The sequence below is a fragment of the Exiguobacterium sp. K1 genome, from assembly GCF_033721435.1.
In the GTDB taxonomy this organism is placed as follows: domain Bacteria; phylum Bacillota; class Bacilli; order Exiguobacteriales; family Exiguobacteriaceae; genus Exiguobacterium_A; species Exiguobacterium_A artemiae.
Window position 1 is genome coordinate 639,976 of record NZ_JAOTIT010000001.1, and the last position, 20,743, is coordinate 660,718.

The window sequence follows — 20,743 nt, forward strand, 5'->3', positions numbered from 1 at the left end:
AATTTTCAGAAAATATTCACAACTAAAGTGTAACGGAATGAAAACAGTTTATCAAACTTCATTTTGAGTATGATGAAGTTTCTGAAAGAGGAGGGCGAATCAATCCGTGCATTAAAAAAGACCAGCCCTCCTGAAGAGTGACTGGTCCGATCGGGAAATCCGTACAGCTTATTGTTCTTAAGAAGGATCAAGAGGTGTCAGCTGGTGAAAATGCCATTTCCATCCTTCGTTTGCCCAGTGATAAAGTGAAACACTTCGGAAACGGCCGATGTACATGCTACGACCGTATGAAAAATGATCTTCGACGATTTCCTGGACGAGAGCCGTCGTCTCGAAGACTTCAACCACCATCGATTCACTGATTTGATTACTCCATTGAATTTGGTCCGGATCGACATAATGATCGAGATACGTCTCAGCATCAAACTGCCGTCCCTGACCGTCAATGAATGAGAAATCACTTGAAAGCAGCTGATGCATCGCTTCTCGGTTTCCTTCCATCAAATAAGCATGTCGTTCGCTCAAGAGTGTTTGCAGTTGAAGGTGTTTAGCTGATGGTTCCATGAATATCATCCTTTCGGTCTTAGAATGAACAGTCAGTTCAAAGAAAAATCAAACAAAAAAGACCCTGCAACAGCAGAGTCTTGGAAAATTAAAGTTTAGTAACGTTAGTTGCTTGTGGTCCGCGTTGGCCTTCTTCAACTTCAAACGAAACTTCTTGACCTTCGTCAAGTGATTTGAAACCGTCTGTTTGAATAGCTGAGAAGTGAACGAAAACGTCGTCGCCGTTTTCACGTTCGATGAAGCCAAAACCTTTTTCTGCGTTAAACCATTTTACTGTACCTTGTTCCATGTGTGTTGCCTCCTGCGTATGACTGAGTCATACTGATTATTACTACCGTGATCAATTTCATCGAGTCAAAAGTGTAACCTTTGTATCTCCACCGAACAACAATAATTACTTAATAATATACCATGTCCGGTTTGAAAAAGATAGGGGAGATTGAAAAAGAATTAAAAAAAGAGGAAACGCGGCTGCGCTTCCTCTCAGGAAAATTAAAGTTTAGTAACGTTAGTTGCTTGTGGTCCGCGTTGGCCTTCTTCAACTTCAAACGAAACTTCTTGACCTTCGTCAAGTGATTTGAAACCGTCTGTTTGAATAGCTGAGAAGTGAACGAAAACGTCGTCGCCGCTTTCACGTTCGATGAAGCCAAAACCTTTTTCTGCGTTAAACCATTTCACTTTACCTTGTTCCATGTGTGTTGCCTCCTGCGTATGACTGAGTCATACTGATTATTACTACCGTGATCAATTTCATCGAGTCAAAAGTGTAACCTTTGTATCTCCACCGAACAACAATAATTACTTAATAATATACCATGTCCGGTTTGAAAAAGATAGGGGAGATTGAAAAGAATTAAAAAAAGAGGAAACGCGGCTGCGCTTCCTCTCAGGAAAATTAAAGTTTAGTAACGTTAGTTGCTTGCGGTCCGCGTTGGCCTTCTTCAACTTCAAACGAAACTTCTTGACCTTCGTCAAGTGATTTGAAACCGTCTGTTTGAATAGCTGAGAAGTGAACGAAAACGTCGTCGCCGTTTTCACGTTCGATGAAGCCAAAACCTTTTTCTGCGTTAAACCATTTTACTGTACCTTGTTCCATGTGTGTTGCCTCCTGCGTATGACTAAGTCACACTGATTATTACTACCGTGATCAATTTCATCGAGTCAAAAGTGTAACCTTCATATCTCCACCGAACAACAATAATTGTTCATAATATACCATGACGAGATATAAAAAGATAGGGATAGGCAAAAAAGATTGAATTCACTCCACTTACGCTTCATTAAGAGGTAGTAGATTCCTGAGTTATCCAACCGAGCGGTCGAAAATTGACGTGTCGCAAGACACGCTTTGCCCGAAGACGAGAATACTCCCACTCGCACGAGGGCTTCGGCCTGAATGTTAAAAAGTGGGAGTATTCTCGTCTAATTTTGATAACAAAAAGAGGATCCGCATCAGCGAATCCTCTAAGAAAATTAAAGTTTAGTAACGTTAGTTGCTTGCGGTCCGCGTTGGCCTTCTTCAACTTCAAACGAAACTTCTTGACCTTCGTCAAGTGATTTGAAACCGTCTGTTTGGATAGCTGAGAAGTGAACGAAAACGTCGTCGCCGCTTTCACGTTCGATGAAGCCAAAACCTTTTTCTGCGTTAAACCATTTTACTTTACCTTGTTCCATGTGTGTTGCCTCCTGCGTATGACTAAGTCACACTAAATTATTACTACTGTGATCAATTTCATCGAGTCGAAAGTGTAAACTTTGCATCTCCACCGAACAACAATAATTGATTATAATGTACCATAACTAAATAGAAAAAGGAAGTAATAAACAAAAAAAGTAGAAGTTCTCCCTAAAATTATCAAACTGATCTTTAAAAGATAAAGGGATTAATTTAAATTTTTCGAATATCTATAAAATCAATCATCTTCTTCTATAGAAGAAATACATCGTAAAAAGAAGAATTAATGAATCGGTTCGCGTTGCGATCGAACTTGTTTCACGGCTTTGATCAAATAACCGTGAATGGATGGGTATTGATTAGGACTTGTCCAGACATCCTGAAAGATTTGTCTTAGAGTAAGTTGGACTCTGTTTTCGTCATTCAACATACGTGTAAGGAGTAAGTATAAGGATTTCTCGTAACGGTCGTACAACGCTTCGAGAGCTTGCTTATTTTTTAATTCGATTTGTTTGAATAATTCTGTATCTGTACGCATGCTCTCCTCCTTTTCATGGTTTACATCCCCTCTGTAAACACTTTGTTACTTATTCAGGTTTTTATATTTTTCCCGAAAAACGAATTGTCAAACGCTTTAACTGTCTAAAGTTGAAGAATTATGAATTCATACTATTTTTTAATGGAGGAAATTAATCATGGGAACTATTTTTCTTCGCCCGTATCAGCTGTCTGATGCAGAACAGCTGCTCCAGTTAAACGTAAAAAATCAATTACATTTTGAATACTGGATGCCGGTGAAACCGCAAGCAAGTGCTTACACATTGACAAAACAACAAGAACGAATCGAACAGATGATGGAAAACAGCTTGTCGGACCGCTCGTATGCCTTTGGAGTGTTTTTAACGGAAAACAATCAACTGATCGGTGATGTATCTGCTGTATTCGTCGAACGGTTTCCGGCAGAGACCTGTATGATCGGATACCAATTGGACCGGGAACATAACGGGAAAGGGATCATGGCAGAAGCGGTCCGGCAAGCCGCAAGAATTTTGTTCGAGACGCATCAGTTTCACCGGTTGCGGGCAGAGGTCATGCCGGAAAATATTGGTTCCATCCGTGTGTTGGAAAAAGTAGGGTTCAGAAGAGAAGGCCTTGCTAAAAAAAGTTTGTATATTAACGGAGCATGGGAAGATTTTATTTTATTTGCATTGTTGAAAGAAGAATTTCTATTCGATTGAACCAATATCGGTTAAGTTTTTTTCTGAACATGTTGAAAAAAAGGAATAGATTCTATTTTTATGAAAAACACCTCTTAAATTGTTCTCTGAGGGGTTTTTTGATTTAAAAGACGAACATTAAATAAATTTAAAGGTAAAAAGTATGCTTTTTGGCAAAATATTTTTGACAAACCTTTAATCGTTCGTTATAGTATTATAGTGCGAACATTAAGAAACTATTTATAAAAAATATTCGTTATTTGGGGTGTTAATGATGGATGTAGTATTTGATTATGAAGATATTCAATTGATTCCAGCTAAATCGATCGTCGGAAGTCGTTCAGAGTGTGATACGACGGTTGAATTTGGAGGACGACGCTTTAAATTACCTGTCGTTCCAGCCAATATGCAAACAATCATCGATGAAAAAATCGCAACTTTTCTGGCTGAAAACGGCTATTTTTATATCATGCACCGGTTCGAGCCGGAAACGCGACTGAACTTCGTTCGCGAGATGCAACAGCGGGGATTGATTGCTTCGATCAGTGTCGGTGTGAAAACAGAAGAATATATGTTCATCGAAACGTTGGCGCAAGAAGGATTGACACCGGAATATATCACGATTGATATTGCCCACGGACACTCAGAAGCAGTCATCCGGATGATTCAACATATCAAACAAATACTACCGGAAAGTTTTGTCATCGCAGGTAATGTCGGTACTCCGGAAGCGGTCCGCGAACTGGAACATGCCGGCGCAGACGCTACAAAAGTCGGGATCGGACCGGGGAAAGTCTGTATTACGAAAATCAAAACAGGTTTCGGTACCGGCGGCTGGCAATTAGCTGCATTAAGATGGTGTGCGAAGGCCGCCAGCAAACCAATCATCGCAGATGGTGGAATCCGGACACATGGAGATATTGCCAAATCAGTCCGGTTCGGGGCAACGATGGTGATGATCGGTTCCTTATTTGCCGGACACGAAGAGTCACCGGGTGAAATGCAGGAAGTTGACGGTCTTCAAGTGAAGGAATATTTTGGTTCGGCTTCGGAATTTCAAAAAGGTGAAAAGAAAAACGTTGAAGGTAAAAAAATGTTCGTTGAATTCAAAGGCAGTTTATCTGATACGTTAACTGAGATGGAACAAGATTTACAATCGGCGATTTCATATGCCGGCGGTAATAAATTGCAAGCCATTCGAACAGTTGATTATGTAGTGGTTAAAAATTCAATCTTTAATGGTGATAAAGTTTACTAAAGAGATCGGAGTAAGGCCTATCCCAGGTCTTGTTCCGATTTTTTTATATTTATGAGAGCGCTTACTTTGACTGATAAGGGGTAAAGATAATGGTGTATATTTTCAGAATATTTCATAATAAAGGGAGTGAAAGCGTTGAGTCAGGAAACAACAACCTACTTAGCAGACAAATTTTATACAGTCAGGAACCAGACACTTACGTTGATTGAACCGTTAGAGCAAGAGGATTTTGTGATTCAGGCAAGTTCTGACGTCAGTCCGCCAAAATGGCATATTGCCCATACGACTTGGTTCTTTGAACGAATGATTCTTCAAGAATATGCTGATACGTATCAAGTTTTTCATCCCGCATATAACTATTTATTTAACTCATACTATAATTCAATTGGTCCTTATCAACCCCGTCATCAGCGGGGTGTGTTGTCCCGTCCGACAGTTAAGGATGTCATTGCTTATCGTAAACACGTCGATCAGGCTGTCCTGACATTTTTACAGGAAGAACGGGACACGTCGCTTCAACAGAAGATCGAGCAATTGATTGAAATGGGGTTGCAACATGAACAGCAGCATCAAGAGTTGATTCTGATGGATGTAAAATATAATTTCTTTACCAATCCGTTGTTACCGGCTTATCAGACGCGACAAGTCGAGCGTACTGAAACTGATCTTTCTCTGTCACTTGAGTTTACACGATTTGAGGGTGGACTCGTTGAAATTGGTCATGACGGTCGCGGATTTGCTTTTGATAATGAAAGTCCGGTGCATAAAGTCTGGCTCGAACCCTTTGAATTGGGGACACGCCCCGTCACCAATCGTGAGTTTTTAGCCTTCATCGAGGCGGGAGGATATGAACAGTCCGAATATTGGCTGTCGGACGGTTTCCAAGTCGTCAAGCAACAACAATGGAAGGCACCTCTGTACTGGATGAAAGATCAACAGGGAGACTGGTCGATCTTTACCTTAAACGGTGTTGAACCGTTGCAATGGGATGAACCGGTATGCCATGTCAGTTTTTATGAAGCAGATGCATACAGCCGATGGTGCGGTAAACGTCTGCCGACAGAAGCCGAATGGGAATATGTCGGACGGCAAGTCGCTCAACAAGGAAACTTCATGGAACAGGGATCCTTTCATCCGCGTTCGGTTTCGGATACGGACCACGCGATACACGGTATGTTTGGTGACGTCTGGGAGTGGACGGCGAGCGCCTATGCCCCGTATCCGAAGAGCCGCCCGCTCGAAGGCGCGCTCGGAGAATACAATGCCAAGTTCATGTGTAACCAAATGGTTCTTCGCGGCGGAGCGTGTGTGACCCCGGGTGACCATATCCGAGCGACGTACCGGAACTTTTTCCCGCCGGATAAACGTTGGCAGTTCAGCGGCTTCCGATTGGCGGGTGATCTTTAAATGCGGCAACGGGTCGAAAGTTTTGATATGTATACGGATCAGCAGAACATGCTGCAGGAAGTGTTGCACGGTTTGGCACAACCTCAAAAGGTATTGCAGGCAAAATATTTTTATGACCAAACCGGTTCCGAATTGTTCGAACAGATTACACAACAGCCGGAGTATTATTTGACACGGACGGAAATCGACATTTTATCCGAGTACCAATCCGCTATCGCAGATTGTATCGGACCCGTTCATACCTTGATTGAGTATGGGAGCGGCAGCAGCCGTAAAATCAAAAGTTTACTCAGCTCCCTTCATCAGTTGGAACAATATATGCCGATTGATATTTCCAAAGATTTTTTAATTCAATCCGCGCATCAATTGTCGAAAGATTATCCGTCACTCCGGATTAAAGCGGTTTGCGGCGATTATTCCGCGCCTTTACTTCTACCCGTCGAGGAAAAACAGAAAAAGGTAATTTTCTTTCCCGGTTCGACCATCGGGAACTTCCATCCGCAGGAAGCAGCCGACTTTTTACAACAGTCCAGTCAATTACTGGAGAAGGGAGACGGCTTCCTGATTGGAATTGATACAAAAAAAGAAGCCAGTGTGCTTCATGCGGCTTATAACGATCAAGCAGGCATCACGGCTCAGTTTAACTTAAACATTTTACGGCATATCAACGGATCGCTCAATGGAACGTTTGACGTCGACCTATTCGAGCATGTCGCTTTTTATAATGAACAGCAGGGACGGATTGAAATGTATCTGAAAAGTCGAATCGATCAAATCGTCACGATTGCCGATCAGCGGTTTACCTTTAAAAAGGGCGAAACAATTCATACGGAAAATTCCTATAAGTACAGTCAGGAAGAGTTTCAATGGTTGGCCAAGCAAAACGGATTTACACCGATCAGATGTTTCACGGATCCGCAACATCATTTCAGCGTGCACTACTTGGAAAAAACACGGGTCTGACTTAAAAAAAAGAAGGAATTGCGCATCTTTGATGGCGATTCCTTCTTTTTTTTAAGTCAGACCGGAGGTTCAGACAGTGTTAACTCAAGCGACTGCCGTCAGGAATCGGATGTTCCGGACAGGCGAGTACCGGCATCAGATGATCCCGTGTCCCGAGTTCCAATACACGACCGGTCGTACCGGCGACGATGCCGGGAACGTTGAGCAGGATCAAAGCTTGTTTCCCGATGATTTCTTCGTACTCGAAACGTGTTTCTTTCCAATTCAGAAAGACGGATTGCTGAAAATCTTCAAACACAACCGACAGAACTAATAAGTTTGCTTGAGTGTCTGAAAAGCTGAGGGAACGGATAGTGCCGACACGAATGTCCAACGCTTCAAATTGTTTAAGGGTCACCATAGCTTTTATCGGATGCACATCCAGAACTCCTTCATACGTCAAATTAAAAGAACGTTTGTTCTTGTTTTGTAAAGGGTATATCTACTATACAGATGATAATACGTAAACCGTGAACAGGTTACTGTAAAAGATAATCGTTCAAATCAATTTCTAACTCCTGATCGAGTGCCAGTTTCGCCAACTCTTGACCGAGATACGGACCAATCGTTAGGCCGGAGGCTCCGAGACCGTTAGCGATTAAAACATTCGGATGATTCGCCAGCCTGCCGATGACAGGTAAGGAATTACTTGTATACGGGCGGAGACCAACACGCATCTCATTAATGTTGGCTTCTTCGAGTACCGGTGCAACGGGAATGGCGCGAGTCAACAAGGCGTACATGCCTTTGACGGTCGGCTGAAGGTTATAATCGAGTTGTTTTTCATGTGTCGAACCGAGTGCGAGTTTGCCGTCCTCGATCGAGACGAGATATAAACCGCGCTGTCCCATGATGACGGGCCATTCTTTCGACTGGTCACTCGAGATATCCAGATGAAGAATCTGTCCTTTTTCGGCACGAATATCAAGTTTTGTTTGCAACGGTTCAAGTAACTCGTTGACCCAGACACCTGCAGTCAAGATGACCTGGTCGGCATAGTGGATGTCCTGACCGATTTGAACCCCTTGAACGTGACCGTCGACGACGACCAGCGAGGCGTCCGCTTCAAGGACGGTAGCCGCGTGTTTGATCGCTCCGCGTTCCATGGCAGCCCGTAAGGCACGACCGTCGACACGGGCGCCTCCTGAGACGAACAGAGCATCTTCGACGAACTCAATCAAAGGAAACATCGACCGGACCTGATCAGCCGTCAATCGTTCGATGCGTTGAATGGCCGGTGCTTCCGGGAAACGATTTTCCGCAATCATCTGCATTTTTTCGATTTTTGATGTTTCATGCAAGGCGATGGTTCCGACTTTTTGATAGCCTGTCGTTGTTTCGCCGAGCGCCTCCAGTTCCGGGATCAACTTATCGTAGTAATGGGCTCCGTTATTGGCGAGGCGGTACCAGGCTTTATTTCGTCGCTGTGTCATCCAGGGACAGATGATACCGGCTGCGACATGTGTGGCACGTCCGGCTTCTTTCCGGTCGACGAGGAGGACATTTGCTCCTTGTTTTGCTAAATGATAAGCGGTCGATGTTCCGAGGATTCCGGCACCGACAATGATGTGGCTGTACATGTTTTTCATCTCATTTCCAAAGTGATCTTTATTAAGTGTAAAGAAAAAAATCAAAATCGACAAATTTTGATGAGGCAGCACATTATAAATATGGGGAATGATGGGAAAGTAAAACTTTTTATCAAAATATTTCGTATACTGAATATAAACCGATATTTCACACGAAATATACGATTAGAAACGCTTCAATGAGGAAACATACCCTTATAGGCATCAGAACCCGACATCATCGACTCGAACATGTAGTCATCACTGAAGGAGGGGAAGGCAATGAACATTAGTCGCGCCATCGTACGCAAACGCTACACGGATCACACTTTGTTTTATTCCGCCATCCTAATTTGGAAGTTGCTCTTCTTCCTGCCCTTGCTCATGTATGTCAATAGTGGGTCGGACAACATTTTTCGTCTTTATTTTGTACCATATTTGACGGTCATTGTTTTATTTCGTGTCATGACGTATTTTGCAACGTATAAAGCTTCCTTTATGGAAATGACGGAGATGGGGTTATCCGTCTTTTTAATCGTTGCGGACTTTTATTTAATTGCGTTGTTTGATATACCGTTACCGTTCGGTATGATCATCATGCTGTTATCGATCCTACACTTTACAGCCGCATTTAGTCGGTTCCGTTGGTTCCGTCGCCGGTTGTGGTTGAATCGTCATCTAGAGATTCTAAACTTCTTGACGGATCACGGGGAAACACCGGTTAAGATTGCTGTCGTTTCGGAAGATGAAATGCTTGTGACGACTAAAAGCGGTAAAGAATTTACGTATCGTCATGTCTACTGGAGTGGCTTTTACTTCGAACGAGGATAAAGGAAGGGACTGTAGGGCTTGATAAAACCTGCAGTCTTTTTTTTATGGAAATCGAACAGATTGTTTGCGATACTGATTACACAAACCGTGACGAAAAGAAGGTGAATGTTCATGATACGCTGTCTTTTGGTGACGACAGATCATCAAGTTGTAGTGGACGATGGCTTGGGTCGGATTCACGCACCTGACATCAAATGGTATTTCGTTGATTTTAATCAGCCGACGGAGCAAGAAAAACAACAGTTGATTTCCGTCTTTGATTTTCATCCGCTGGCCCTCGAAGACTGTTTTCAATACTTACAGCGTCCGAAGCTGGAATATTACGACGGATACAGTTTTTTTGTGCTCCATGCCCTGGATACGGAGTCATTGAAAGGAAAAGAAATCAACCTGTTTGTCAATGAGAACTATGTGGTGTCCTACCACGAGCAGCCGTCAAGTGAAATTGACGTAGTGTTCCAAGCTTTCCAGCGTCTACATGATGATTCCGAGCACTGGACCATTGAAATTGTACATAAAATCATGGATAAAATCGTCGATGGTTATTTTCCGATCGTTCATGCGTTGGAAGACAAGATTTTTGCACTGGAAGGGCGGTATGAACAGCGTGGGAATGATAAACGGATCATGGAAGAGATATTTGAGATTCGGTCCGATTTATTAGTTGTTGCCCGAACGCTCTTACCGATGCGGGATTTGTTATACCGGGTCGTTGAATCCCGTCGGCTTGCGATTCATGCCAATAAAAAAGCATTTTTCCAGGATATTTACGATCATCTGCTCAAACTGAACGAAATGATTGAGTATAACCGGGAAATGACGTCCGAATTCCGGGATAATTTCATTTCCCTCAACTCGTACCGGATGAATAATATCATGAAAACGTTAACGATTTTTACAACCATCTTCATGCCGTTAACGTTCATTGCCGGCATCTATGGGATGAACTTTGAACATATGCCGGAACTGACGACACGTTTTGGTTATTTCTTTACACTCGGGGGGATGGCAGTCATTGCGCTGGGGATGATTGTGTACTTTAGAAAAAATCATTGGTTTGATGAGTAAGAGGGGGGAGTCCGGTGGATATCCGGCAATTGACGTTTTTTACGACGATCGTAGACCATGCGTATAATTTAACGCGGGCATCCAAACATCTGCATATTTCGCAACCGGCGCTCAGTCAACTGGTGCGAGAATTTGAAGAATTGGAACAAGTGGAATTGTTTTTGCGGCACCATGGACGACTGACCGGTCTGACAGACGCCGGACAACAATTTTATGAGGATGCCCTCAGTGTCCTGCACGGACATCAACAAATGATGGAACACCTGCACGAGCGGTCGCGTGTCCTGCGCGGGAAAGTCCGGCTCGGGATTCCGCCGGTCATTCTGCCCGTTCTCTTTTCGCAACTGATTCCGAAATTGATGGCGGAACATCCCGGTATCGAGTTGGAGATCATCGAAGAAGGGGCATTTGAATTGAAACGCCGGCTGCTGCTTGAAGAATTGGATCTGGCGATTTTAATTGAACCGGGGGAGACATACGGAATCGAACGGCATCGGTTGATTGAAGATGAAGTCGTCGTCGCGGTCAGACCGAGCCATCCGTTAAGCGAATCTGAAAGCGTGTCTTATCGTGATTTGGCAGAGGAACCGCTCGTCATCCTCAATGACAGTTTTATGTTGCATCATCAAATTTTATCCCAGTTCCGCCATGTACAGGTCGAACCACAAATCTTTTTTACGTCCGGTGCCTGGGATTTATTGATCGGGATGGTGCAAGAACTCGACGTTGTGTCGATTTTGCCGGAACCGATTCTCCGGTTTCATCATGCCGATGATATCCGTATCTTACCGTTTGACCCGCCGATGTTATGGGACGTCTCGTTAAACCGTTTGTCGGGAGTCGAGCAGCGTCCGCTTGTGCGCCACGTCGAAGACTATGTGCTGCATTATTTCAAATCGTATTGGCCGCATCCGTCTGATCGCACAGCAGACGCTAAAAAGAACCCGGACCAGCCGCCTCTTCTGTAGAAGAGCAGCTGATCCGGGTTCTTTGTGTACCGCCTACGGGAAAAATTAAACGGTTTGATTGAGATGGCTGATGCTGGTGTAAGCTTGTTTGAATTGCTCGAGATGGTCGGTCGTCGCCAAACTGGTTCGTTCCATCTCGATTTGTTTATGCAGGGTTTCGGAAATCCGGGCATACATCTCGTCGAGCAGACGGGCGACATGTTGCTGCGCGAGTTCGCGCAATCGCTGTTCTTCTGTTTCCAGATAAGAAGTCGCATCCGGTTTCGTCAACTGAATCAAAGCATCTTTCAATTGTTCCTTTTCATTGCGTTCAAAAAAGGCTTTTGGATTACGGAAATACTGTTTCACGGACTGATACGGCGTCGCATCCTGGAACGGCCCCTCGAAATGAACGGACGTCATCGCCGGCGCTTCGAATGGGGACAGTTGGAAAGAGGGATTCAACTTCACCGCATACCGTTCCTCTTCCTGGAAACGTTGGACGAGCACAGCTTTGATCCAGCCGTCAATCCGGAAGTGGGTTACACGTAATTCTTGTTCAAAATCATATTTCAAAAAGCCGAGCAGCTCGACAAGCGCTTCCTGCAACGCCTGCTGTTTTGTGGCATTCGCAAAGCGGACGGGATGATACGCTTCCTTGAAGAAGTCAGGGAAACGATAATAGATCCGTTGGTTGACATGGTGCAGCAGCTCATGAATTTCCGCAAACAAGGCATGACGAAGTAACTCGGTTCTTGGATCCGAAAAGTGTGCTTCAATCGTCTGTTTCAAGTCATCCAGTTCTTCGAGACGTGTTTCTTTACGGGCGATGTTGAACTCGGTCTGCTCCATCAATTGACGTAACCGGTGCACGGTTTTCTCCGTTTCCTCCGACAATACTTGGACAGCCAGTCCTTTCAGATCCCGTTCCAAAAACTGATGGAAGGCGTCTTCGAAGACAGGAAGACCCGAGTCGAGCGCTCGGTCCGTCTGCTTCTCTGCCAACGCCTGAAGACTCGAGACGCCGAACAGACGAGGGGTCCGAATCCCGAACCGCTGTAGTTCCGTCTCGACATACTGCAGCACCGCTTGTTTTTCACCCTCGTTTTGTGCGAGGTCAATTGCATTGACGATGAAAAACATCTTGTCCAGTTCGAAGGCATCCTTGACACGGCCGAGCTGAATCAGAAACTCCCGGTCCGCACGGGCGAACGCGTGATTGAAATACGTCACGAATAAGATGGCATCTGCATCCTTGATATAGTCGAACGCGACATCCGTATGACGGGCATTGATCGAGTCGGCACCCGGCGTATCGACCAATGTAATTCCGAGACGGGTCAACGGGCTGTCAAAGTACAAATCGATAACATCGACGAAGCAACTGAGGTGCTCTTTTGCGACGTAATCGGTGAACGTCGTTTGATCGACTGTTTGTGTCGTTCCGACGAACGGCGCAACAGTCGGATAACCGGTTGCAAAGGCCCGTAAGAAAGAAGCATCCCGTAATGTATGTGTCGGCTGGGATTCGATCCAATCCGCCGCTTCTTTCAAAGAAGTGACTGTGGCATTGAACGCCTGAAGGAGGTCGTTTAATTCAGCAACGAGTTCCTGCTCCGTCTTAAAGCAGATGGTCGCCGTCCCGTGCAGATGTGCTGCACTGACGGGGTTAATCCGGTTAATCGAAGCCGTCGTCGGATTAGGCGAGACAGGCAAGACTGGTTGTCCGAGCAGCGCGTTGCAAAAAGATGATTTTCCGGCGCTGAACGCACCGAATAAAGCAATCGTAAAGGTACTCGAAGCGACCCGCTTCAGTTTGTCTTGCAAGTAGGCGACCGTCTCTTCGAATCCGGGAACGGACGACAAAATCGTTTGAATCTGGTGCATTTCTTCCGGCGTATAGGCACGTGTGTCCTCGACATCGGTTAACCGAACCGCTTCTGCCGCGACGGCGACTTCCTCCAGCGTTTCCTGCGGTTGGAACGGGATTAACGCTTGCTCGGCCTGAATCAGTTCCTGTTGCCAAAGCAAAACCTGTTGTTTTGCGGTTTGCAATTGCTTGTCCGTCGGTGAGTCGGCCTGTTCGAGATACGTGTTTAAGACTTGCCGGGCGTCTGCTTCGGCTTTCAATAGGTCACATTTTTGACGTAAACGGGTTTGTTCTGTCAGCACCTCTTGTTTGACGCTGCCATCTGTTTGTTCGAGTTCCGCTCGAATTCCGTCCCGCCAGCGGTTCGTCTCTTTCGTATACCAGTCAGCCGTCAGACTGACGACACGATTCGTAAACTGGAGGACGGATTCACCGGTAATCGTAATGCCTTCCTGGACAGCATCCTCGATGACACGAAGCGGTGGATCAAGTGGATAGTTGTCGATCTGCATCGTATGCTGATCAGTTAAGATACCGGCTTCCGCCAACGATTGTTTCATCAATTTCCGAAGATGCAAGGCAATTTCGGATGTCGTGACGGATTGATACGCCCGCAAGAGTTCGTCTGCTACCTGTTGCTGGGTGGACTGTGTCTTTTTCGCACTTCTGAAGAACCCGACTTTAAAGGACGCTTGTCGTGTCTCTAAAAAGGTCCGCATTTTCTCGCGAAGTTCAAACGGCATCAAAGTGGCATTTCGCAACAAGCTTTCCCGGTGCTGTGAAAACCGGCTGACCCATTGTTCGGCAGCCATCAGTTCGAGTTGTAAATCCAGTTGGTGCAACTGTTCAAGCAATTCATCCGATTGTCGCCGTTCTGCCGGTGTCAATCCTTCATTTGTCGATTCGGCGGCTTCCTCGATCCGTGTTTCGAGGTACGCCACGTGTTCGGCATGTAAGGATTCCAGTGTAGTAGCCGCTGATTGCAACAGTTTCGGCTGGACGTCCCGGATGCTGTGATCGACGAGTTCTTTAACGGTCTGGAAGTCATTTTCCGGATGATCCGCTTCCCGTAAGCTCGTAAAGAAGATTCCTTTTGGTTCCACGCTGTGGGAAGCAAACGACTGAACGACGGAACGCTTAAAGGCGGCAAAAGATAATTCGCTGGACTGGTGTTTATCGATTTGATTAACGATTAAATACAGTTCAGGTACGGAAGTCAACAATTCACGAGTGACGGTGAAGTTCAACTCGGACTGGACATGGTTGTAGTCCATGACATAAAAAATCAAGTCAGCCAGGTGTAAAGCGGATTCGGTGGAAATCCGGTGGGCGTCATCGACGGAATCGACACCCGGTGTATCCATTAAAACAAGTCCTTGCGGTAAGTTTGAGCCAGCATGGGTGATATCAATCCGTTCAACGGTACCGTCACGTCCTAACGTCTCGAGATGCGGTAAATCGGCCGCTGCGAGCTTTACGGCAGGGCGGTCGTGAAAATGAATGATGGCAGCATCCTGTTCTTCCCGGCGTAATGTGACGATGTTGGCACTGGTCGGAATCGGACTGGTCGGTAAAATCGACTCACCGGTCAGTGCATTGATCATGCTTGATTTCCCGGCTGAAAAATGTCCGGCAAAAGCAATCGTAAATTCGCGTTTTAATAATTTCTCGGAAAATTTATTTAACTTGTCGAGCCGGAGTTGATCCGACGAGGGTTGAATCAATGTCGTGAGAAGCGCGGTCGCTTCAATGTGATTCGTTAACCGTTCTTCAAATGAGCGCATGCGTGTGAAACCCCTTTCTTACAATCCAGCTTCAGTGTATCACGCTTATTTTGGTTCCGTCATCTGTTCATCGGTAAGTTCCGCAGTCAAGCGACAGGCGAGACATTAAAACTTACGGATTCCGCAAAATGCTATATGATAATAACAGACTGATTACCAAGCGGTCCGTCGAAAACCCGGCTGGTGAAAAGTCATTAAAAAAGACTGAATCCCCGCTTCTCGGGGAATTCAGTCTGGTAGGAAATCTGATTTTGTTTAAAATCAAGCGTTTGTTTCCGGGACAATCATATCCGACTCGTCAGGAGCGTGTTCCGTCGTCTGCATCAGACGGAGAAGATGGAGCTTAAACAGGTACATGACGAGCAAATGAATATTGGCTTGCGTCGATTTGTAAATGATCCATGGTAAGGCCGGTACATATTCATGAATGGCAATCAGGCACTCCTGGGATCCGGGAATTTGTCGGAATTCAATCCGCCCTTTGCTGCCTTCCTGAACTTGCGCAAACATTCCGCCGGTAATCCGGTACGTAGCTTGCTCGGCATCCTGAAACGGTTCTTTCGTCAATTCGAGAAGCGGTGCATCGAGAAACGGCACTTGAATCTTTACGACGGTCTCGTTCGCAACAGAAGTGAGGAACGGCTTAGCGAAAGAGGAGAGCCAAGATACATAGTTATCTGCCGCCCAGTTGGCATCGCGTCCTTCCGGCAGACGGACACGCTGAACGGACCGGACATCGAGCACTTCGTCTTTTTCTTTTTTAGACGAATGACCCGATTGTTTTTTCTGATCCTTTTCCTTCTGCTCTTCTTTTAACGCCATCCGAACGGATTCCTCGAATGTGACTTTCCCGTCGCTGATGCCGTCCACCATTTTATCCGGATCTGCGACCATTTCGTGGACCATGCTCTCGACGAGCGGGTAGACCGTCTCCTTCGGCTCTCCGGAAACTAATGTCACCCAAAGGCGGGACAGTTTGACTGTCATTAAAGGAATATCGAACGTCGGTTGGTTTTTCCCCATGACTTCGGCTGTTTTCAAAATCATTTCTTTATACGTCATCGATTCCGGACCGCCGATATCGATGGCGCGGTCTTTCAAATCTTCCCGTCCGACGCTTGCTCCGAGGGCATGAATGACATCTGGCAATGCAACGGGATGCGTCTGATTCCGTGTCCATTCCGGCAACAACATGACGGGAAGCCGTTTGACGAGCTTCGATAAGATCGGGAAGGAAGATCCTTTTGGGCCGACGATCAACGCAGCCCGGATGGTCGTTACGGGAGTCCCGTAAGCACCAAGCACACGTTCCACTTCCAAACGGCTTTTCAAATGGCGGGACAAGTCTTCCGTTTCTTCCGGAATGATGCCGCTCAGGTAGACGATTTGCTGAATGCCGTTTTCTTTGGCGGCACGGGCATAATTGTCCGCTAAAATCAAATCCATATCTTCGAATGAGCCTTGTGTCAGTTTAGCGGACGGCATCATCGAATGGACCAGATAGATGGCGATATCCGCCCCCTGTAACCCGTCGATGGTATCATTCAGCGAAAATAAATCACACGAGCGCCACTCGACATGGTCTTCATCATCCTTGTCATCACCGTTTCGCGATAAGGCGATGACATCATATTTTTTCTTGAGTTCGTTTAAGAGATTATGTCCGATATATCCGGTTGCACCTGCAAGTGCCAACCGTTTGCGTGTTTGAGTCATGAGTTTTCCTCCTCGATTAACGTTACTCGTTGAATTTACCCGAATCAATCGGTTCGTAATCCCTTCAGATGTTTTCAGGAAATAACAGGCTTGAGGCATAAAAAACAGGGAAAAGAAAAAAGAGACCGAATAGGAGTGGTGACCTCCACCAACTTCCATGTACATATTACTTAATTTCTACTTTAAGGAGAGGGCGAAGATGAACGCAGTCTGTTTCTTAGATGAGCAACACCAGAAGCGGTACCAGATGATATTAAAACGTTTGAGTACGCGGAATCGTATGAAACCGCCGTTTCAAGCCATTTTGTTTTTGGCGACGGGAAATTTACAATTGATGCAATTATTCAGTGACTATTTTTTCCCGGAAACGGGTGAGTTTTTTTATCAGGAAATGTTGGCGGAGTCGATTGATGACCGGATGATCGATGTGGAGCGTCAACTCCTTGTGCAGTTGTATAATGGGCGGACGACGGTGACTGTGATCGAAATCATCGATCAGTTGAGTCCGACGGAATTGAAGTTGGCACTCGGAGCCATTCAGGTCCGGATGTTTGGAACAGCAGATGAAGAGGCGGAACGGCGTTAAACGTAACCGGAATTCGAACGAAGGAGAAGAGGCTGAAAGCAGTCTCTTTTTTTGTTTTTTACCGGAAACGGTAAAGAAAAGATAATTATAAGAATTTTATTAAAAGATGTTTGTGATGTAAGTTTACTATCATAAAACGGTATCCGAATAAAAGCTAAGCTTGTTTACTAAGATTTGATTGAACCGCCGAATCACTGGAAATAAGATGTAAGTAACAGGAAATGGATAACGGCTCAACTGAAATTTCTGACTGAGATGTGAGAGGAGTGGACATATGCAACTCAAGCAATCGATTTACTTTCATTCACCGATTTTTCTTCAAAATATCTTAACGACGATTTATGGTCGCGTGCTGTATCAGGAACGATATGGTCCGGTTTATCAGAAACGTTTACAGGAGTTGAAGGAAAAAGAACGTTTTCAGACGAATGCACAGGCAGAACAGTTGGCGCGTCTGAATCAATTTCTGCTGTTTTGTCAGACGTACAGCCCCTACTATCAAGAGCTGTTTGAGCAACACCGGATCACTTTACCGCTTGAAACATTAGACGAACTAAAACAGATTCCGATTTTAAGCAAGGAAATCCTCCGGACACGTAATGCGGACGTGCATGCTAAGATCCGAGCGCCGATCCTCGGGAAAACGGGCGGAACGACGGGGAAGTCGATTCAAGTCCATTATACAAAGGAAGACATGCAGATCCGGATGGCGCACCTCGATTACTTTAAGTGGACACACGGGATTGAACGCGGCATGCGGCGCGCCAGCTTTACGGGACAGACACTGGCGGCAGAATCACAGAAAGCACCTGTTTACTGGCGGATGAATAAAGTCATCAATCAGATGCTTTTTACGATCAAAAACATTAATCCGCAAACGGCAGCCTTGTACATCGAACAATTGAACCGATTTAATCCGGAATCGATTGACGGCCTCCCTTCAGGTATGATTGAAGTGGCGCGTCATGCCAAAAAGTACAATATTCCGTGTACGTTCCGACCGAAGGCGATTTTCCCAACAGCGGAAATGATGACGGCGGCGGAACGCCAATTGATCGAAGAAGTGTTCCATGCGCCGATTTTTGATCAATACGCATCGTCTGAAGGAGCACCGATTGTCGCGGAATGCCGTTACGGAAAAAAACACCTTCACTATGAAATGGGCATCATCGAGGTTGAGGAAGATGGTCAGATTCTCGTGACGAGCTTTGATACCCATGGCACGCCGCTCGTCCGGTACCGTGTCGGGGACCGGATGACGTTAAGTGAAACCACGTGTCAGTGCGGACACGCCGGTCCGGTCATAGCATCCATTGACGGACGGGGACGAAGTTTCATTCAGCTGAAAGACGGTCATCGGATTTTTGAAGGAGAACTGGCCGGGATCGTACGGGCCTTCCCGAACTGTATCGAACGGGTCCAGTATATTCAATCCGACAAAGAAGAAATCGTCATGTTGTATGTACCGGACGAACGTTGTTTCAAAGAAGAACATGAAAAAGAACTGTACTTCGTCTTAAAACGTTTGTTCGGCGGACAAATGGAAGTGTTGTTACGGGCAGTGCCGGAAATTCCGAAAGAAATCAGCGGAAAAACATTATTGATCAAACAACTATTGCCGGAAACAAGTTGAAGAATTCGCTATACGACGCGAGCAGACTCCCTTTATTTTCAAAAAGGTCGTCTGCTTTTTTGATGTCTTTTCAAAAAAAGAAGGAGTTTGCTAAAGGAGGAAAAAAATCGAAGTGAAAGTGTAGTGCGGTAGATTTTGTCATGTGATTGTCAGAATGCCGACGTAAGCTGAACCTATTAAGAATATGTTCAGTGAAGGCGTCGAGTCGTTGTTCGAAAGGACGTGCGCAGATGGGAATCAAAGAGCAAGTCTATCTGTATTCACCGGTGTTCATGCAAAATCTTCTTACCACTTTGTATGGCTATCGACTTCAACGGGAACGTTATGGACCGGCGTACCAAACACGATTTCAGGAATTAGCAGACAAATTAGAAAAACCAATCGATGTGGAACGGGATCAATTGGCGCGTCTCAATACGTTTTTGCTGTTTTGCCGGCAACATAGCCCCTATTACCACACGCTGTTTAAAGACTTGAATCTGCAATTGCCTTTTCGAGCGTTAACGGAGCTTCGGCAGATTCCGTCACTTGAAAAGGAGATGTTACGGCAGCAAATCGAATCGATTCGTACGGACCTCCCTGCACCGATTCTCGGGAAAACAGGCGGGACGACAGGGAAGTCGATTCAAGTCCGGTATACGAAAGAAGATATGCAGGTGCGGATGGCGCATCTCGATTTTTTTAAGGCGACTCACGGTGTAAAAAAAGGAATGCGCCGGATTAGTTTTACAGCACAGGCGCTCGTTTCGGAACGGCAACAAAAACCTGTCTACTGGCGGATGAACCATGCGCTGAATCAACTGCTGTTCACCGTCAAGAAACTCAGCCCTGAAACGATGACTGCTTATTTGCAGGCAATCGACCGGTTTGATCCGGAATCGATTGACGGGTTGCCGTCAGCGATGATTGAGTTGGCCTACCATGCCAAACGAATCGGAATGGAGTTGCAGTGCCGGCCGCGCGCTATCTTTCCGACGGCAGAGATGATGACCGCGACGGAACGGAAATTAATTGAAGACGTCTTTCACGCGCCGGTGTTTGATCAGTATGCCTCATCGGAAGGGGCACCGATCGTTTCCGAGTGCCGTTTCGGAAATAAACACCTGCACTACGAGATGGGCATCATTGAAATTGAACCGGACGGACAAATTCTTGTCACGAGCTTTGATACCCATGGGACGCCGCTCGTCCGTTACCGGGTCGGGGATCGGATGACGAGCAGCGGCAAAACCTGTTCCTGCGGCCATCCGGGTCCCGTGATTGATTCAATTGACGGTCGGGGACGGGGGTATATCGTCAAACAAAACGGACAAAAGGTTTTTGAAGGTCAGTTGTCCAGCTTGGTCAAAGTGTTGCCGAACAGCGTCGAACGGGTCCAATATATCCAAAACAGTGAACGGGACATCACGTTTTTATATATTCCGGACCGGACCCGGTTTTTATCGGAGCACGAAGAACAACTGTACCGGTTTTTAAAGACTTTACTTGGTTCCGAGATGAACGTCTCGTTACGTGCTGTCGATAACATTCCGCGGGAAGTCAGCGGTAAGACGCTTCTAGTCAAACAGTTGATGTAAACGGAACACGGATCCAGTTGAGGATCCGTGTTTTTTGATG

The 20,743-nt window shown here is 45.7% G+C and carries 20 protein-coding genes; 10 read left to right on the plus strand and 10 right to left on the minus strand.

Going from position 1 to position 20,743, the window contains the following annotated elements:
* Nucleotides 1–177: 177 nt before the first annotated feature.
* The 6 genes from N7U64_RS03175 to N7U64_RS03200 all read right to left on the minus strand — a co-directional run bounded on the left by N7U64_RS03175 (nt 178) and on the right by N7U64_RS03200 (nt 2,777).
* Nucleotides 178–564, minus strand: coding sequence for a nuclear transport factor 2 family protein (locus N7U64_RS03175; protein WP_012370559.1), 387 nt, complete (start codon nt 562–564; stop codon nt 178–180).
* 88 nt (nt 565–652) lie between these two features.
* Nucleotides 653–853 carry a cold-shock protein gene (locus N7U64_RS03180; protein WP_012370558.1) on the minus strand — a complete coding sequence of 67 codons (201 nt, stop codon included), beginning with the start codon at nt 851–853 and terminating at the stop codon, nt 653–655.
* Nucleotides 854–1,056: 203 nt separating this feature from the next.
* Nucleotides 1,057–1,257, minus strand: a complete 201-nt coding sequence (locus N7U64_RS03185) for a cold-shock protein (RefSeq protein WP_012370557.1) — start codon at nt 1,255–1,257, stop codon at nt 1,057–1,059.
* A gap of 202 nt (nt 1,258–1,459) precedes the next feature.
* On the minus strand, nt 1,460–1,660 hold the full coding sequence (locus N7U64_RS03190) for a cold-shock protein (RefSeq protein ID WP_012370558.1): 201 nt from the start codon (nt 1,658–1,660) through the stop codon (nt 1,460–1,462).
* 377 nt (nt 1,661–2,037) lie between these two features.
* Entirely contained in the window at nt 2,038–2,238 is a 201-nt protein-coding gene (locus tag N7U64_RS03195; protein WP_012370557.1) for a cold-shock protein, read from the minus strand.
* A 284-nt stretch (nt 2,239–2,522) separates the two neighbouring features.
* Entirely contained in the window at nt 2,523–2,777 is a 255-nt protein-coding gene (locus tag N7U64_RS03200; RefSeq protein ID WP_290826436.1) for a hypothetical protein, read from the minus strand.
* 157 nt (nt 2,778–2,934) lie between these two features.
* Between N7U64_RS03200 and N7U64_RS03205 the strand changes: the two genes are divergently transcribed.
* The 4 genes from N7U64_RS03205 to egtD all read left to right on the plus strand — a co-directional run bounded on the left by N7U64_RS03205 (nt 2,935) and on the right by egtD (nt 7,084).
* Complete coding sequence (locus N7U64_RS03205; RefSeq protein ID WP_318928482.1) at nt 2,935–3,477, plus strand: GNAT family protein; 543 nt, start codon at nt 2,935–2,937, stop codon at nt 3,475–3,477.
* Nucleotides 3,478–3,730: 253 nt separating this feature from the next.
* Nucleotides 3,731–4,714, plus strand: coding sequence for a GMP reductase (gene guaC, locus N7U64_RS03210; RefSeq protein WP_285801089.1), 984 nt, complete (start codon nt 3,731–3,733; stop codon nt 4,712–4,714).
* 135 nt (nt 4,715–4,849) lie between these two features.
* Nucleotides 4,850–6,121, plus strand: coding sequence for an ergothioneine biosynthesis protein EgtB (egtB, locus tag N7U64_RS03215; RefSeq protein WP_318928483.1), 1,272 nt, complete (start codon nt 4,850–4,852; stop codon nt 6,119–6,121).
* The gene (gene egtD / locus N7U64_RS03220) at nt 6,122–7,084 is read left to right on the plus strand and encodes an L-histidine N(alpha)-methyltransferase (RefSeq protein WP_318928484.1); all 963 of its coding nucleotides are present in this window, start codon (nt 6,122–6,124) and stop codon (nt 7,082–7,084) included. It begins immediately after the preceding gene.
* A 79-nt stretch (nt 7,085–7,163) separates the two neighbouring features.
* On the opposite strand, the gene N7U64_RS03225 is transcribed toward egtD, so the two are convergent.
* Both N7U64_RS03225 and N7U64_RS03230 read right to left on the minus strand, forming a co-directional pair.
* On the minus strand, nt 7,164–7,502 hold the full coding sequence (locus N7U64_RS03225) for a hypothetical protein (RefSeq protein WP_318928485.1): 339 nt from the start codon (nt 7,500–7,502) through the stop codon (nt 7,164–7,166).
* Between the two features lie 100 nt (nt 7,503–7,602).
* Nucleotides 7,603–8,703 (minus strand): NAD(P)/FAD-dependent oxidoreductase, encoded by a 1,101-nt coding sequence (locus N7U64_RS03230; protein ID WP_251139428.1) that lies wholly within the window; start codon nt 8,701–8,703, stop codon nt 7,603–7,605.
* A gap of 270 nt (nt 8,704–8,973) precedes the next feature.
* Between N7U64_RS03230 and N7U64_RS03235 the strand changes: the two genes are divergently transcribed.
* The 3 genes from N7U64_RS03235 (at nt 8,974) to N7U64_RS03245 (ending at nt 11,558) form a co-directional block, all read left to right on the plus strand.
* The gene (locus N7U64_RS03235; RefSeq protein WP_012370548.1) at nt 8,974–9,522 is read left to right on the plus strand and encodes a hypothetical protein; all 549 of its coding nucleotides are present in this window, start codon (nt 8,974–8,976) and stop codon (nt 9,520–9,522) included.
* 111 nt (nt 9,523–9,633) lie between these two features.
* Nucleotides 9,634–10,590 (plus strand): magnesium/cobalt transporter CorA, encoded by a 957-nt coding sequence (gene corA / locus N7U64_RS03240; RefSeq protein WP_318928486.1) that lies wholly within the window; start codon nt 9,634–9,636, stop codon nt 10,588–10,590.
* A 14-nt stretch (nt 10,591–10,604) separates the two neighbouring features.
* A complete protein-coding gene (locus N7U64_RS03245; protein WP_318928487.1) occupies nt 10,605–11,558 on the plus strand; it encodes a LysR family transcriptional regulator in 954 nt (317 codons plus the stop codon).
* A gap of 45 nt (nt 11,559–11,603) precedes the next feature.
* Here N7U64_RS03245 and N7U64_RS03250 read toward each other — a convergent pair whose 3' ends face one another.
* Together N7U64_RS03250 and N7U64_RS03255 are read right to left on the minus strand one after the other, a co-directional pair.
* Entirely contained in the window at nt 11,604–15,191 is a 3,588-nt protein-coding gene (locus tag N7U64_RS03250) for a dynamin family protein (protein WP_318928488.1), read from the minus strand.
* Nucleotides 15,192–15,452: 261 nt separating this feature from the next.
* The gene (locus N7U64_RS03255; protein ID WP_318928489.1) at nt 15,453–16,907 is read right to left on the minus strand and encodes an NAD(P)H-binding protein; all 1,455 of its coding nucleotides are present in this window, start codon (nt 16,905–16,907) and stop codon (nt 15,453–15,455) included.
* A gap of 199 nt (nt 16,908–17,106) precedes the next feature.
* On the opposite strand from N7U64_RS03255, the gene N7U64_RS03260 reads away from it, so the two are divergent.
* The 3 genes from N7U64_RS03260 to N7U64_RS03270 all read left to right on the plus strand — a co-directional run bounded on the left by N7U64_RS03260 (nt 17,107) and on the right by N7U64_RS03270 (nt 20,703).
* The gene (locus N7U64_RS03260; protein WP_318928490.1) at nt 17,107–17,493 is read left to right on the plus strand and encodes a hypothetical protein; all 387 of its coding nucleotides are present in this window, start codon (nt 17,107–17,109) and stop codon (nt 17,491–17,493) included.
* Between the two features lie 274 nt (nt 17,494–17,767).
* The gene (locus tag N7U64_RS03265) at nt 17,768–19,126 is read left to right on the plus strand and encodes a phenylacetate--CoA ligase family protein (protein WP_318928491.1); all 1,359 of its coding nucleotides are present in this window, start codon (nt 17,768–17,770) and stop codon (nt 19,124–19,126) included.
* Nucleotides 19,127–19,356: 230 nt separating this feature from the next.
* Complete coding sequence (locus N7U64_RS03270; protein ID WP_214766940.1) at nt 19,357–20,703, plus strand: phenylacetate--CoA ligase family protein; 1,347 nt, start codon at nt 19,357–19,359, stop codon at nt 20,701–20,703.
* Nucleotides 20,704–20,743: the final 40 nt, after the last annotated feature.